General features: G+C 43.8%; 15 protein-coding genes. 12 read left to right on the forward strand and 3 right to left on the reverse strand.

Going from position 1 to position 14,778, the window contains the following annotated elements:
• The first annotated feature begins 7 nt into the window (after positions 1-7).
• From IGJ28_RS06535 to IGJ28_RS06545, 3 genes are all read left to right on the forward strand, one after another.
• The gene (locus IGJ28_RS06535; RefSeq protein WP_252712123.1) at positions 8-850 is read left to right on the forward strand and encodes a transporter substrate-binding domain-containing protein; all 843 of its coding nucleotides are present in this window, start codon (positions 8-10) and stop codon (positions 848-850) included.
• The gene (locus IGJ28_RS06540; protein WP_156248185.1) at positions 850-1,521 is read left to right on the forward strand and encodes an amino acid ABC transporter permease; all 672 of its coding nucleotides are present in this window, start codon (positions 850-852) and stop codon (positions 1,519-1,521) included. The genes IGJ28_RS06535 and IGJ28_RS06540 overlap by 1 nt, the downstream gene beginning before the upstream one ends.
• Before the next feature lie 111 nt (positions 1,522-1,632).
• Complete coding sequence (locus IGJ28_RS06545) at positions 1,633-2,274, forward strand: GyrI-like domain-containing protein (RefSeq protein ID WP_005471783.1); 642 nt, start codon at positions 1,633-1,635, stop codon at positions 2,272-2,274.
• 81 nt (positions 2,275-2,355) lie between these two features.
• Here the strand turns inward: IGJ28_RS06545 and IGJ28_RS06550 are convergent, their stop codons facing one another.
• Positions 2,356-3,531, reverse strand: coding sequence for an AI-2E family transporter (locus tag IGJ28_RS06550; RefSeq protein ID WP_005471785.1), 1,176 nt, complete (start codon positions 3,529-3,531; stop codon positions 2,356-2,358).
• 170 nt (positions 3,532-3,701) lie between these two features.
• Between IGJ28_RS06550 and IGJ28_RS06555 the strand changes: the two genes are divergently transcribed.
• Together IGJ28_RS06555 and IGJ28_RS06560 are read left to right on the forward strand one after the other, a co-directional pair.
• Complete coding sequence (locus IGJ28_RS06555; RefSeq protein ID WP_003127523.1) at positions 3,702-3,905, forward strand: hypothetical protein; 204 nt, start codon at positions 3,702-3,704, stop codon at positions 3,903-3,905.
• A gap of 17 nt (positions 3,906-3,922) precedes the next feature.
• Positions 3,923-4,135, forward strand: a complete 213-nt coding sequence (locus IGJ28_RS06560) for a DUF2922 domain-containing protein (RefSeq protein WP_003127524.1) — start codon at positions 3,923-3,925, stop codon at positions 4,133-4,135.
• Positions 4,136-4,345: 210 nt separating this feature from the next.
• Here the strand turns inward: IGJ28_RS06560 and IGJ28_RS06565 are convergent, their stop codons facing one another.
• A complete protein-coding gene (locus IGJ28_RS06565) occupies positions 4,346-4,711 on the reverse strand; it encodes a PaaI family thioesterase (protein WP_003127525.1) in 366 nt (121 codons plus the stop codon).
• A 126-nt stretch (positions 4,712-4,837) separates the two neighbouring features.
• On the opposite strand from IGJ28_RS06565, the gene menB reads away from it, so the two are divergent.
• Genes menB through menC form a run of 6 tightly spaced genes read left to right on the forward strand, consistent with a single transcriptional unit; the run spans position 4,838 to position 12,093 of the window.
• Complete coding sequence (gene menB / locus IGJ28_RS06570; protein WP_003127527.1) at positions 4,838-5,653, forward strand: 1,4-dihydroxy-2-naphthoyl-CoA synthase; 816 nt, start codon at positions 4,838-4,840, stop codon at positions 5,651-5,653.
• Entirely contained in the window at positions 5,653-7,116 is a 1,464-nt protein-coding gene (menE, locus tag IGJ28_RS06575; RefSeq protein ID WP_252712523.1) for an o-succinylbenzoate--CoA ligase, read from the forward strand. The genes menB and menE overlap by 1 nt, the downstream gene beginning before the upstream one ends.
• Complete coding sequence (locus tag IGJ28_RS06580; RefSeq protein WP_138371614.1) at positions 7,094-8,470, forward strand: isochorismate synthase; 1,377 nt, start codon at positions 7,094-7,096, stop codon at positions 8,468-8,470. Before menE ends, IGJ28_RS06580 begins: the two co-directional genes overlap by 23 nt.
• On the forward strand, positions 8,448-10,166 hold the full coding sequence (gene menD, locus IGJ28_RS06585) for a 2-succinyl-5-enolpyruvyl-6-hydroxy-3-cyclohexene-1-carboxylic-acid synthase (protein WP_138371615.1): 1,719 nt from the start codon (positions 8,448-8,450) through the stop codon (positions 10,164-10,166). Before IGJ28_RS06580 ends, menD begins: the two co-directional genes overlap by 23 nt.
• Complete coding sequence (gene menH, locus IGJ28_RS06590) at positions 10,150-10,968, forward strand: 2-succinyl-6-hydroxy-2,4-cyclohexadiene-1-carboxylate synthase (protein WP_103300634.1); 819 nt, start codon at positions 10,150-10,152, stop codon at positions 10,966-10,968. Before menD ends, menH begins: the two co-directional genes overlap by 17 nt.
• A gap of 21 nt (positions 10,969-10,989) precedes the next feature.
• Positions 10,990-12,093, forward strand: coding sequence for an o-succinylbenzoate synthase (gene menC, locus IGJ28_RS06595; protein WP_252712521.1), 1,104 nt, complete (start codon positions 10,990-10,992; stop codon positions 12,091-12,093).
• Between the two features lie 119 nt (positions 12,094-12,212).
• Here menC and IGJ28_RS06600 read toward each other — a convergent pair whose 3' ends face one another.
• A complete protein-coding gene (locus tag IGJ28_RS06600; protein WP_003127533.1) occupies positions 12,213-13,739 on the reverse strand; it encodes an AMP-binding protein in 1,527 nt (508 codons plus the stop codon).
• Positions 13,740-14,084: 345 nt separating this feature from the next.
• Here IGJ28_RS06600 and IGJ28_RS06605 point away from each other — a divergent pair, with 345 nt between their 5' ends.
• Positions 14,085-14,738: a GntR family transcriptional regulator gene (locus IGJ28_RS06605; protein WP_003127534.1), complete on the forward strand. Its 654-nt coding sequence runs from the start codon at positions 14,085-14,087 to the stop codon at positions 14,736-14,738.
• Positions 14,739-14,778: the final 40 nt, after the last annotated feature.

Raw genomic sequence — 14,778 nt, forward strand, 5'->3', positions numbered from 1 at the left:
GATAAAGATGGAAACAATCAAAATAAACAAGTGGAAAAATATCGTTGTACTAGGTGCCTTTGTGATGTTGTTAGGTGCTTGCGGAAGTAAGGCTAAAGAGGACAATAGTTTAAGTCGTGTTCAAGAGTCAAAAGAATTGACTGTTGCTACGTCAGGTACGTTATTTCCTTCCTCTTATTACAATGATGACAATCAATTAGTTGGCTATGACGTAGACGTTGCAAAAGAAGTAGCCAAGCGGATGGGTGTTTCGATCCAGTTCAAAGAATACAATGTAGACGGACAAGTGGCGTCCTTGACTAGAGGTAAAGCGGACTTTGCCGCAAATGATTTCGGTCTCAGCGGAGACCGTGGAGATAAGTTTCGTCTGTCTGAACCAATCAAGTATTCATTTGATAGTATGATCGTGCGAAAAAGCGATGATTCTGGCATTGCCTCTCTAGATGATTTAGCAGGCAAAAAAGCAGCGGGAGAACCCAATACAAGCTACATGAAGTTAGCCGAAGAATATGGTGCGAAACTTGTGACCTATGATAATGCCACGAATGACCAGTATCTGACAGATGTGGCAAACGGACGGACCGATGTGATCCTTAATGATTATTATCTGCAAAAGATGTCGGTGGCAGCTTTGCCAGATATTCCAGTTAAAATCTTGGAAGATGTCTACTTCAATCCGAACGAAACAGGCTTTCTTTTTGCGAAAGACAACCAAGCATTGCATGACGAAGTCGATCGTGTTTTAAAAGAGATGAAAGCAGACGGGACGTTAAAAGAAATTTCCGAAAAATACTTCCAAACAGATGTATCTGTACCATCTGACAAAGAGATCCAAAAGGTTGAAAAGTAATGTATATCCCAACTCTTGATCTTCCACTGATGTGGGAGTCGCTTCCTTTTTTACTGACAGGGTTATCCTATACGTTAGGGATTGCCATTGCTTCTTTTCTCGCAGGAAATGCTTTAGGTTTATTGCTGACTTTTCTGGGGATGCTTCAAAACCCTTTGGTAAGAAGGATCGTTCGAGGCTATATCTCCTTTCTGCGAGGAGTACCCGCATTGGTGCTGTTGTTTTTGCTCTATTTCGGATTGCCGTATCAATTACCCGCATTGACAGCTGCCATTATTTGTTTTAGTTTGACTAGCAGTGCTTTTATTGGAGAAATTTATCGAGGATCGATCGCCGGAGTGGATCGCGGGCAATGGGATGCAGCGTATGCTCTGGGATTGAGTTTTTCTAAAACATTACGGTTGATCATTCTGCCTCAGGCATTTCGCATATCGGTCCCAGCATTAAGCAATGTCGCGATGGACCTGTTGAAAGGAACCTCGTTAGCGGCAATGATCACGATCCCGGACATTTTTCAAAAAGCCAAAATTGTTGGCGGCCGGACGTTTGATTATATGTCGATGTACGTGTTAGTGGCGATCATTTACTGGTTGCTGTGTATCGGGATCGAAGCGCTCCAACATCGCTTAGAAAAACGATTTGCTGACCGCTTTGAAAGTCAAAAAGGCTGATCGTCAAAAAAGCTGATCGTCAAAAAAGTAGCTAAAAAAATTCGCTGGTTGGATTATTTATGAATCAATCTCTTTGTTTGTGGTACACTTTACAAAAAAGGAGTTTAGACAATGAAATATGAATGGCGAAAACAAGAAAAAGCTTACTATTTACCAAAAGAACCACAGCTGATCGAAGTGCCTGCTTATCAATTCATTACGTTGACTGGCGAAGGAAATCCTAACCGTCCTGAATTTTCCGAGCAAATCAGTGCACTTTATATGATGGCCTATGGATTGCGCATGGGATTGAAAAAAGGCTCCTTCGGCAATACGCCTTTTGAGTATACGGTATACCCGCTAGAAGGCGTATGGACTTTACCTGAAAAACCACAAGGACCGATTGCTAAAGAAGAGTTGATCTATAAAATCATGATTCGGCAACCGGAACAAGTAACTGCTGATTTAGCCGCCGAACAGTTGACACAAATCATGAAGAAAAAAGAAAATCGTTTTTTGGAACGAATTCGTTTCGAAGAATACCAAGAAGGCTGGTCCGTGCAAGCTTGTCACATCGGTCCTTTTGACACAGAAACAGAAACGTTTGCGAAAATGCAAGACTATTGCGAAGCCCACGATCTATCAATTGTTCCCACGATGGGCAATTATCAGCATCGGGAGATCTATCTGTCAGATCCGCGAAAGACAGCACCAGAAAAAGCAAAAACAGTCTTACGCTGGCGGGTAGCCAAAACAAACAAAGAATCCGCTTGATCCATTTAACCGTTGGTGTACTTAATGAAAACACGTAATGAAAAGAGAGAGAACCGCGCTTAAGCGATTCTCTCTCTTTTACTACTCATCTTTTAAATAGTCTTCACTGGTGAATTCACTGTGAAAATACTTGCCTTCGTCGCCGTAATAGGTATTGTACCGTTGCTTGAATTTGCGGAATCCATACACCACTAATACTTTTAAGAGACAGTAGATCGGTATTCCGAAAATGACACCTACGATCCCCATCAAATCCCCCATAACTAATAAAACAACGAGAATCGTGATCGGATGGATCTGCAGACGATCTCCCATTACACGAGGAACGACCAAGTCACCATGAAGCAGCTGTACGGCGAACCAAGCAATCAGGAATTTGATCAGCATTCCTGTTGAATCTTGTGCTGCGATGAAAAGGGCCGGGAAGAAGACGATAAATGGACCGATATATGGAATGATACATAAAATCCCGGCAGCGATCGCCAAGATACTTGCATATTCTAAACCAATCAGCAAAAAAATCACCCAATAAATTCCGCCTAAAATAAAGGAAGAAATAATCTGTCCTTTCAGAAAGGCACCAACTTGTAGGTCAGCGATCTTTACGATCGTGTTGAAATCTTTACGAAATCGCGGTGGTACGATTGACAGGAGAGAATAATAAAACTTGTTTGGATTTCTTAGTAAGAAAAAAGCAATGATCGGTCCTGTAAACAATGCGATAAACAACGTTGAGATCGTCGAAAAGATACTGCTAAGCCCTGCAGCACCGGTTTGCCAATAGTCACCAATGAAATCCATGATATTGTTGGCAACTTTTTGAAGAGTATCCGTGATCTGATCGATCTGAGCACCAAATGGCGTATTCGCTAGGAATGAGTCAGCGTTTCGCTCGAAATCAGCAATCAAATCTGGGAATTGATTGATCAAATCGGTTGTTTGTTTTTGGATGATTGGATAAAGCTGAAACCCAGCCAAAACGATCACTAAAAGAATCAGAAGATAGATCCCGCCAATGGAAACAATGCGGGGAATCTTTTTCGTTTCTAAGCGATCAACTAACGGATTGAACAAATAATACAAGATCAGGCCGAATAAAAATGGTGGAATAAGAGTAGAAATAATGACAAAAAAAGGATCAAAAAGAAACGAGATTTGTTTAAGTAAAAAAGCAGCGATCGCACAGAGAATGATCAATCCCAGTACATAATAGCTGGTTTTTCCTCCTAAAAATTGGATTAAACGGTTTTTTTTCATAGAAGAGCCTCACTTTCTTAGCCTCATTATAACGAAAGCAGCACTTTCTGTAAAAAAAGAGCGAGTCAAACCAATTTTATTTTTTACTTTTGCTTATTTGATTCGTTTATAGATATGTAAGGGCGCCACTTACGAAGCAATCAAAATACAATAGAGGAGGAAAAGAAGCGATGAAGACCAAAACCACCACAAGGCTGACGATTCGAATCCAAGCACCAGATGCAGAAAAAACTGTCAGTCAGACCGTCAATCAAGTCATGAATGCTCCAGAGGAGGCTAAGATGTTAGCGTTTGGTGAAGCCATGGCAGGATTTTCTAAGAATGCGTCTTTGGCTGGCGTGGTAGAAACGATCCAGAATGAGTACGTAAAATAACGAAAGGAGAGAAAGAGATGAAAAAGCTTCATGCATTATTTTTGACTAGCGAGGGCAAAAAACACACATTGCAGCCAAAAGTTTTTGATGAAGAGATAACGGCAGAAGCAGCACGAACAGCAATGGAGAATATTACAAAAATCGGTATCTTTGAATCAGATGGTGTCCGTTATTACAATGAGCTGTCTGGCGCCAAAATCGTAGAGACGATTGAGACGCCATTGTTTTGAAATAAGTTGAAGTAGAACGTTCATCAAGAAATGCTCGACAATCAAAAGGGACTGTGCCATAAGTCAGTATCCAACAAGTTAAACCGAATAATAGTCTGTTGCTAGGATAGATTCCTCTGACTTTTGCGACGAGGAGTCCCTGCACCGCAGGAGCAATAATCATTAATGTTCGGCTAGTGTTACTTGTAGGAGACTTATGGCACAGTCCCTTTATTTGGTGACGGCAGTTAATGTACAACGTCCGACAGCCGTTTTCGTTCCATCGGATTGTCTGATCGTAGCTTGCCAAGTTTGGATCTTTCCACCGATTCGATCAGGGACAGCTTCCACAGTAACAGTTCCTTGTTTGACCGCTTTTAAATGATTGACTTGTAGATCAATCGCGGCGGCAAATTGGTCTTCAGCTACGGCTTGATTTGCCCCCAGACTACAAGCTGTTTCAATCAAGACGGCATTGATACCACCGTGCAGAAGACCAAAAGGTTGTTTATGCTGATCGGTGACCACTAAAGATAACCGAACCTGAGTAGCGGTTGTTTCTTCGATCTGGATGCCTAAATAGTCAAGTAAGTTCATAGAGTTCCTCGTTTTCTGAGAATTTGATGATTTGATTATAACAAACGTTTGACAGAAAGCAATTTCTAACGAAATTCGCTCAGAAATGTGTATAATGGAAACATGTGACATAAGGAGGAACCTGTAATGAGAGAATGGAAAACCTTAAAAGAATACGATGAAATTTTATTTGAACAGCATGGTAAAGTGGCGAAGATCACGATCAATCGTCCAGAAGTCCACAATGCCTTTACACCGAAAACGGTGTTTGAAATGATCGATGCTTTTTCAATCAGTCGCGATGAACCTGGCATTGGTGTGATCATTCTAACAGGGGCTGGCGACAAAGCTTTTTGTTCTGGCGGCGACCAAAAAGTTCGCGGACATGGCGGCTATGTTGGTGAAGATCAAGTTCCTCGTCTCAATGTGCTGGACTTGCAACGTTTGATCCGGACATTACCAAAACCGGTGATCGCTATGGTCAAAGGTTGGTCTATTGGAGGCGGAAACGTGCTGCAGCTGGTTTGTGATCTAACGATCGCGGCAGATAATGCGAAATTTGGTCAAACAGGACCGAATGTCGGCAGTTTCGATGGTGGCTACGGTTCAGGCTATCTTGCTCGAACGATTGGCCACAAGAAAGCCAAAGAAGTTTGGTTTATGACGAAACAGTATACAGCAGAAGAAGCTTTAGCAATGAACTGGATCAATACAGTCGTTCCTCTTGATCAAGTGGAAGATGTGACGATGGAATGGGCAGAAACGATGCTGCAAAAAAGCCCATTGGCTTTGCGCATGATCAAAGCCTCAATGAATGCCGATACAGATGGGCTAGCCGGAATCCAACAACTTGCTGGCGATGCGACCTTATTGTATTACACAATGGATGAAGCAAAAGAAGGCCGCGATGCGTTTAAAGAAAAACGTCAGCCTAATTTCGACCAATTCCCTAAATTCCCTTAATGAATGGTAGTTGGCTGCAACGGCAAGCACAACTTCATCCAGAACGACCAGCTTTTTATTGGCAAGATAAAAGCTGGTCGTTTGCTGCCTTGCAAAAAGAAGTCACGGCTTATGCTTGCTATTATGAACATCGGATTCCTCAAACAATCGAGCGAGTAGCGATTTTAAGCAATAACTCTCCTGAGATGTATTTCACGATTTTGGCACTTTGGGAATTAGGAAAACAAATTCACTTCTTAAACACTCGATTGACTGAAAAAGAGCTGTACTTTCAATTAACCGATGCTGCCTGTCAGTGGGTAGTCACCAATCGATCGCTTTCCTTGCCGAGAATCAAGTTCCTGCCTTTTGGCAAATTGCAAGAACGTTTTTTTTCTGCGCCGATTTCGATTTACCAAAAAACACAAGTTGCATCGGTCATGTACACTTCTGGCACGACGGGTAATCCCAAAGGAGTGCCTCAAACATTTGGCAATCATTTTGCCAGTGCACAAGCCACGCAGATCAACTTGTCGGTGACTGCTGACGACTGCTGGTGTTGTGTCGTTCCGTTGTATCATATTAGCGGTTTATCAATTTTGTTGCGTTCCTTGATTTTAGGGATCAGTGTTCGATTATATGATCGATTCGATGCGCAGCAAATCGCATCAGACCTAGCTGCTGGTAAAGGAACGGTGCTCTCGTTAGTGACCAAAATGCTGACCGATCTTTTGCCTTTGACTGGAGACAATGGTTACCCTTCATTGCGCTATATTCTTTTAGGTGGTGGTCCGATTGCCAGATCAGTCTTGATGCAATGCCAAGACAAGTGCTTATCAGTTATTCAATCCTATGGGATGACTGAAACTTGTTCGCAAGTCGTTGCTTTGCCTCCAGATAAAGCCGAGGAAAAAATTGGTTCTGCTGGATTACCATTAGCCCAAGTCAATTTGCGGATTCAGTCGCAGTCTTTGAAAGAATCTGTTATCGAAAAAGAAGGAAAACTGGGGGAAATCCAGTTGCAAGGACCTGCGATCGTTACGTGCTATTTGAATGATCGCGGGTTGGAGCAGTGGACGCAGGATGGCTGGTTTGCCACCGGTGATCTTGGCTATTTGGATTCTGAAGGGTATTTGTATGTGGTATCTCGTTTGAGCGAATTGATTATTTCCGGTGGCGAAAATATTTATCCAGCTGAAGTTGAACAGGCATTAGTTAGCCACCCTGCAATTGAAGAAGCGGCAGTGGTGGGCGAGCCAAGTGGAGTGTGGGGACAAGAGCCAGTTGCTTATCTTACACTCAAAGAGCCGATTACATTACCAGAATTGATCGCCTATCTAACCCCACAGCTTGCTCGGTACAAACACCCCCGTCGCTATTATCAAGTAAAAGAAATGCCGCGTACCGCTAGCGGGAAAATAGTAAAGCGTGTATTGCTGACAGAAGAAAGAGTGAACTACATTGAACAGCAAATCAAAGAATGAGTATCAACAAGCATTAGCTGCTGGCAAAAAGGTGTTTAGTCATTATTACCCACTTGCACCTTGTGATTTTGTTCAGTTATATGCTGCTGCCAGTCAATTTATTGGTGAACGTTATTTTTGGCGATCATCAGATCAAGCAACCTGTTTTTTGGGTATCGGCAGTGTGAAACGGTACGCGAACCCATCATTGATTGATTTTGAGCGGCAGCGTCGAAACCTTAAAAAGCAGCATTTTCAACCAAATACGGACCAAATGGCTGCTACATTATTAGGGGCTTTTGCTTTTGATGAACAAAGCCAAGGAGCAGCAGAATGGGGCACAATCGGCAATGGTCTTTTTGTGTTGCCGAAAATTCTTTTTAGAAAAATAAATGATGTGTATGGTGTGATCTTGACCGTCGAAGCGAAGGATACGAATGACGTGGAAACGCTGTTCGGACAGTTTGCTGATTTACAACAACTCGTTGAGCAATGGGGAAAACAAGCGCAACAGCCTGTAGGGGCTTGTTTGTTGCAGCAAACAGAATTAGACGTACCACAATGGGTAAAAGCGGTCGATGAGACAGTCGCTGCGATCCGCTCTGCAAAAACGCCTTTGGAGAAGGTTGTTTTAGCTCGGCGAATGAAAATCACTACTAAGAAGGAGATTGATTCCTTTGCGGTGTTGGCCCGTCTTGCAGAGCAACAAACCAATACCTATCTCTTTGCTTTTGAAGACGAGGTTTCGTTTATTGGTGCCACACCGGAGCGCTTGTTAAAGGCGACTGCCAGTCATTTCGAGACAGTCAGCATTGCAGGGTCTGCGCCTCGAGGCAGCACACCAGCAGAAGATCAGCAAATAGCTGATGCATTATTAACTGATCCCAAAAATACCCATGAGCATCAAGTAGTTGTCAATCGCCTGGAGCAGGCGTTGTCTTCCTTATTGGCGGAAGGGTTCCATTCAGAGGCGCGATCGATCATCAAGAATCGCGACATTCAGCACTTATTCGTGCCTTTGTCTGGCAAGCGGAAGCCCGCTGTTTCTTTTTTAGAAGCAGTGGCTAAGCTGCATCCAACACCAGCCCTAGGTGGGGAGCCAAAAGCTGATGCGCTGGCATGGATTCGTAACCACGAACCTGCGCGTCGGGGATTATATGGTGGACCAATCGGGTGGCTAGGTATCCAAGAAGATATCGGAGAATTTGCAGTAGCGATTCGTTCTGGTGTTTTTCATGGGACAGAAGGCATCCTTTACGCAGGATGCGGGATCGTCGCCGATTCTGTTGCAGAAGAAGAGCGCCAAGAGACAGCCTTGAAATTCCAACCTATGCTAAGAGGAGTGATAGAGAATGAATCAGCAAGTCATGACTGACTACTTGTTGGCAGCAATCCATGGGTTTAAAGCCGCTGGAATAAAGCGAGCGGTGATCAGTCCCGGATCGCGGTCGACACCGTTGGCATTGCTTTTGCATCGGGATCCAGAAATCACTTGTTGGATCGATGTCGATGAACGTTCAGCAGCTTTTTTTGCGTTGGGAATGACCAAAGTCGATTTGCAGCCGACACTTTTACTATGTACATCAGGTACTGCTGCAGCCAATTACTATCCAGCAATTTGTGAGGCGGAAGCCACAAATTTGCCATTGATCGTCTTAACTGCTGATCGGCCACCGGAACTACGTGGTGTTGGTGCACCGCAAGCCATGGATCAGCAAAGTCTGTATGCTTCTCATGTAAAAAAAATGGTAGAAATGACTGTGCCGGAGAATACACCCAACATGCTGAAGTACAGCTTTTGGCAGGCTGCCACGACAACGATCGAAGCATTAAAGCAACCACGTGGTCCCGTACACCTGAATTTTCCTTTGCGGGAACCATTACTGCCTGACTTCACGCGGACTTGTTCGATCCAACAAAATATCGCTTACCTCCCTACACAGCAATCGCTACCTGCAGCTGTATTGACAGAACTGGCACCATTGTTTATGAAAAAAGGGCTCCTAGTGGTGGGTGAAAGTTTGACACCTTCTGAAGCAGAAACGCTGCATGCGCTTGCCAATCATCTTGGCTGGCCGCTAGTGGGGGATCCACTGACAAATTTGGCCACTTGCGGGGAAACGTCGGCTCATTTTCTCCCACAGGCTGATTTGATTTTTCCACAACTAGATGCGGACTTTATTCCCGAAGTCGTTATTCGTTTTGGTCGCTTGCCAGTGACCAAAAATGTCTTGCTTTGGTTAAGCGGTCTGCCGGAAGGCATCGACTGGCTTTTCGTGGATGAATCTGGACAGTGGCAAGATCAATTGCATCGCTCAGCCTTTTTGCTACAGCTTACGATAGAGGATTTTGTGGAGCAAGTAAGCAAGTTGCCTAGCAGACCACAACCAGAATGGTTTCAGCCATGGCAAAAGCTGCAAGCCGTCGCTGAGGAAGCATTGGCAACGACTCATTCTTTAACGGAGTGGAATGAAACTGCTGCTGTACGGATCTTGCAACAAACATTGGGACATGATGCCCAATTGCTCTTAGCAAATAGTAATGCGATCCGCTTTGTTGATCGATACGGAACGGTTACAGGTAGTGCTTACCAAGTATTTGGCAATCGCGGTGTGAATGGTATCGATGGGTTGATATCGACCGTTGCTGGGATCGCAGCTGCCAGCCAAAAACCGACCTATTTATTGATTGGCGATCTAGCTTTCTTTCATGATATGAATGGGCTGCAATTGCTCAAACAATATCAGCTGCCAGTCACGATCATTTTACTGAATAATAACGGTGGTGGGATTTTTTCCTTCTTATCGCAAAATACCTTGTCAGAAAGTGACTTTGTGCCGCTATTTGGCACCCCGTTGGATCTTGACTTTCAGCAAGCTGCAAAACTTTATGGCGCGAAATGGCACGCTCCAGCAACTTTGACTGATTTTGCCTCCCAAATCGAGCAATCATTAACGACGCCTTGTTTTCAGATCATTGAAGTAGTTGGCCTGCAAAAAGATCCTGTGATCGCTTGGCAAGCGTTGCAACAGGAGTTTCAGGAAAGGATCTCCAATGAAAATAAACGTTAACGGTGTGAACTATTTGTATCAGTGGTATCGACCTTATCTGGCTGATCTGCCGACCCTCGTAGTTCTGCACGGATTTACTGGCACTTCAGATTCTTTTCGCCCAGTGTTTGCTCAAGAAACGTCCTTCAATGTCTTAGCAATCGATTTGTTGGGTCATGGTGGTTCCGCCAGTCATGTGCACCCGTTACGCTATGAGATGATTCAGATGGTAACGGATCTGGCAGAATTGGTGGATCGTTTAACGGTTGACCGTTATTATCTTTATGGCTATTCAATGGGTGCTCGTACGGCATTGGCATGGACGGTTGCTTTCCCAGATAAGATCGCTGGCTTGATCATGGAGAGCGGCTCTCCGGGACTGGAATCAGAATCTGCCCGCAGTCTTCGCCGACGCAATGATCAACGTTTGGCGATACGATTGATTCAGCAACCGCTGGTTGACTTTGTTGATTATTGGCAAGAACTGCCATTGTTTGCTAGTCAAAAACGATTACCAAAGGAAATACAGCAGCAAGTACGAGCGACGCGTTTGAGCCAACAGGCGTTTGGTTTGGCGATGAGTTTGTACTATAGCGGAACAGGAACACAACCTAGCTTCTGGCAAAATTTGGCAGACATTCAGTGCCCATTTCTGGTTCTCACTGGGGAATGGGATGAAAAATTTTTCCTGATCGCTAAAAAAATGCAGCAGCAACAACCAGCGTTGACTATCCTCTCGGTGTCAAAAGCCGGTCATTGCGTGCATTTGGAACGTCCAGATGTAGTGGCAAATGAAGTGCATGCTTGGTTGACCGCACACTGATATTGGAAAAGGAGAGCGCGTATGAAAATCGTCAAAGCAGAACGGATTGCTTGTCGACTCCCATTGAGGCAGCCTTTTGAGACGAGTTATGGTCGCTTGACGGAAAAAGCATTTGACCTGCTTGTACTGACCGACCAAGACGGAACCGTAGGTGTTGGAGAATTGGTGGCTTTTCAGCAACCAGATTATATTGAAGAAACGTTGGCTTCAGCTCGAGAAGTCATTAGCAAGTTCTTATTCCCATTGCTGACAGGAAACATCGATCATCCGCGAGATGTTTGGACGTTATTTCAAACAGTTCAAGGAAATTTTATGGCCAAATCAGCAGTTGAAACGGCGATTTGGGATTTATATGGCCGCCAAAAACATTGCAGTCTGACCTCTTTTTATCCTACAACAAGAGACAAGCTTGCTGTAGGGGTCAGTGTGGGGATTCAAGCATCCACAAAACAGCTAGTCGCACAAGTCGCTGATTATGTAGCGCAAGGATATCAGCGAGTAAAAATCAAAATCAAGCCGGGAGTCGACTTAGAGCCGTTGACAGCCGTTCGGGAAACCTTTCCCGAGCTAGTGCTGATGGCTGATGCGAACGGCGCTTATGAAGATCAACCGGAAAAGATTCTCGCATTAGATGAATTGGGGCTGGCAATGATCGAGCAACCGTTGAAGATCCGGGATCTAGTGGGGCATCGCCGTCTGCAGAAGCAGTTAAAGACGCCGCTATGTTTAGATGAAGATATACGTACTGCAGAAGATGTCGCTGTTGTTGCCTCATTAGATAGTTGCCGAGCAATCAATCTAAAAATTCCGCGAGTGGGAGGAATCACCGAAGCGATGCGAATTGTTTCAGCCTGCCAACATTATGGATTGGATGTCTGGCTAGGTGGAATGTTCGAATCAGGAGTGGGACGAGCGTTGAATCTGCAGTTTGCCAGCCAAGCTCCCTTCCACTTCCCTGGTGATCTATCTGCTTCTGATCGTTATTTTTACGATGACATCGTCACTGAACCTGCGAAGATCAAAAATGGCTGTCTTCAGGTGCCTGTTGGTGTGGGAGCGGGCTTCACACTAGATGAAAAGAAAATAGCTGACTATTGTGTTTCCCGTACTCGTTTGTTAGGTTGAACTTTAGAAATAGTTTTTGATCAGCAGATCAATTATCAAGCAGCAAAAAGCACCTTCTCGCTTTTAGAGAGGGTGCTTTTTGCTGCTATTTGGATAAAAGGGCGTGCAAGCGCCTGTTGCTAAGCCTGTTCTTTAAATTCTTTCTCAATTTGCAAACGGCGAACTTTCATTGTTGCTGTACGAGGGATCTTTTCAAAGTCCCAGAGAATTGGCTGATTCAAACGAGGAAGATCTTCTACTGCTTGCCACCAAGCTGTCCAATCCATTTCACGGTTTGGTGCTAAGGCAATGATCGGTTGCGGTGAATTTTCTTTGTCACGAACGATGACCACTTCAGCTAGAAAATCCAATGTATCTAAAAGCAGATCTTCTAAAGCTAAATTACTATCGATGGATTCAATCAGATCCACTTGGCGGTCTTTCAAGAATAAATGGCCTTCTTCATTCATGCTGCCATAATCGCCGCTATCCCACCAATCTCCATAAACATTCTCAGTAAAACGCTGATCTTCTTTATAATAAGTCAATGCCCGTCCTTTGGATAGGAAGTGGATATGTCCGTCTGTATTTGCAGGCAATTCATTGCCGTCAGCATCTGCGATTCGTGCTTTGGTCAAATCGCCTAAACCAATGCCCATATCGCGAGCATCATTTGATTGTATACTTTCTAGCGTATGTGCTTTCAGGATCATTGGGCCGCACTCGCTTTGGCCGTATACTTGCAAGAAGATGGCATCTTGATTGGCAGAAGTTTGTAAGAAAGCTGCCATTGTTTGATTATTGATGGCATCGAATGTGGAGTGATAATACCGTATTCCAGCAAAAGCTTCAGGATGTTCTTCTGCAACGAATCGCCATTGCACGAAGTTATTTGGGTGTGTCTCTAAGGCAATCGGTGGATTCTCTTTCAACATCCGAACGACGTGAGGACCATTCGCACTAGCAAGAGGCATCATTGGAAAGCCCATAGACATCAAAGAAGAGATCCCAATATTGAAGCGAGAATGAACCGGTGAAATATGGAACGCCACTAATTTTGTTTCTGCGATTTTTGTGAAGACAGTTCGCTGCCACTTTGTCCGCCACCCCATAGAATTGGCCGAGTGACAAATCAATTTTGGTATTCCTGTTGTGCCTGAGGTGTGGGTCATATAAGAAATTTGATCGTGAGGCAATTCGGTTTGGCCAACAGGTTCAGCTGGTTGCAACAATAGATTGCGGACAGCAATCTGCTTGTTCGGGCTGCTGTTTTTGACAGCTGCCACTCGGTTTTCTGTCTCTTCATCAAAAAGGATATAAGGATCTTCTAAGCGGTCAACAAAGACTTCGATCGTTGAAGCTGGAAAATGATAAGAAATCATTGCTGGGACAGCGCCTAAATAAGCAGCAGCTGTAGCTAAAAGATACGTATCAAATTTTGATGATTTATAGATAATGATTTTATCTCCGGCTTGGACGCCAAGGTGGGCAAGTTGATACGCCCGCTTTAAGATTATTTCATGACTTGAATGATATGTGCTGCGGTAACCCAATTCAGGAAAAGCTGGCAAGATCTCATCATGAATGATTGGGACGTCTGGATAAGCCTCCGCCGCATCGCGGTAATTGGTATAAAGATTCAATGGTTGATACGCTAAAATAGACAAAATAACACACTCCTTTAAATTGATGACGGTGTTTTGTTAACTTCGATGGTTAATAAAGTCACCTTTCTCAAACTATGGTTCATTTTAACATAGCGTTTTTTTTAAGAATAGTTACTTTGGGATTTTTTTCACATAACGTCTTAAATCAACTGACTTACAAGCCGGGTAGGGCTATTTTGAGACAATCAAGTTTGATTAGTGATACTCGATTGGTATGTTTTGATTGGCACAAGGGCAACCGAGGATAGTTAGAACAAAAGATTCTATTGCGAACATCAGCAGGACGATAGTTGTCAGTATGTCTTTTTATTGCTATCATGAAAAAAAAGACAAAGGAAGATCCCGATGGCCAAAAAGATACAAAATAAAAAACATGTTTCGCTTCCTCGATACCAGCAGATCGCTGTGGAGATCGCGGAAAGAATCGTGGAAAATCGCTACGAAGTTGGACAAAAGGTTCATGCCCGTTCGACATTAGCCAGTAACTTCAATGTGTCGCCAGAAACAGCCCGTAAAGCAATCAATGTCTTGGTCGATTTGGGGATCATGGATGTCCGTCATGGGAGCGGCGCGTATATTGCCTCAAAAGAAAAGGCGCAATCTTTTTTGGATCAGTACAAAGATGTTCAATCGATCCAAGAGATTCGTAAAGACATTTTAGAAAGCGTTGAACGGCAACAACAAGAGCTGGATAATTTTTCGGAACTATTGAATGTTTTGGTTCGGCAAACGAAAAAAGTGCATAATATGAGCCCTTTTCTGCCATTTGAATTGTTATTGAAAGAAGATGCCCAGCACTTAGAGAAAAGTGTCCACGAGCTGAATATTTGGCAAGTAACGGGAGCAACCATCGTGGCAATCCAAACGGAACAGGAGTTATTGCTCTCACCAGGCCCTTACGCCAAGTTTAGTGCCGGCAATACGATTTATTTTGTCGGAAATGAGTTGGCACTACAACGTATGACGAACTTTTTTTATCCACAAGACTCCGCTAATTGAATAGCGAAAGATTCCATTTCTAAGAAGAGATGGAATCTTT

This window comes from Enterococcus sp. AZ091, from assembly GCF_051714805.1.
Taxonomy (GTDB): Bacteria; Bacillota; Bacilli; order Lactobacillales; family Enterococcaceae; genus Enterococcus_D; species Enterococcus_D gallinarum.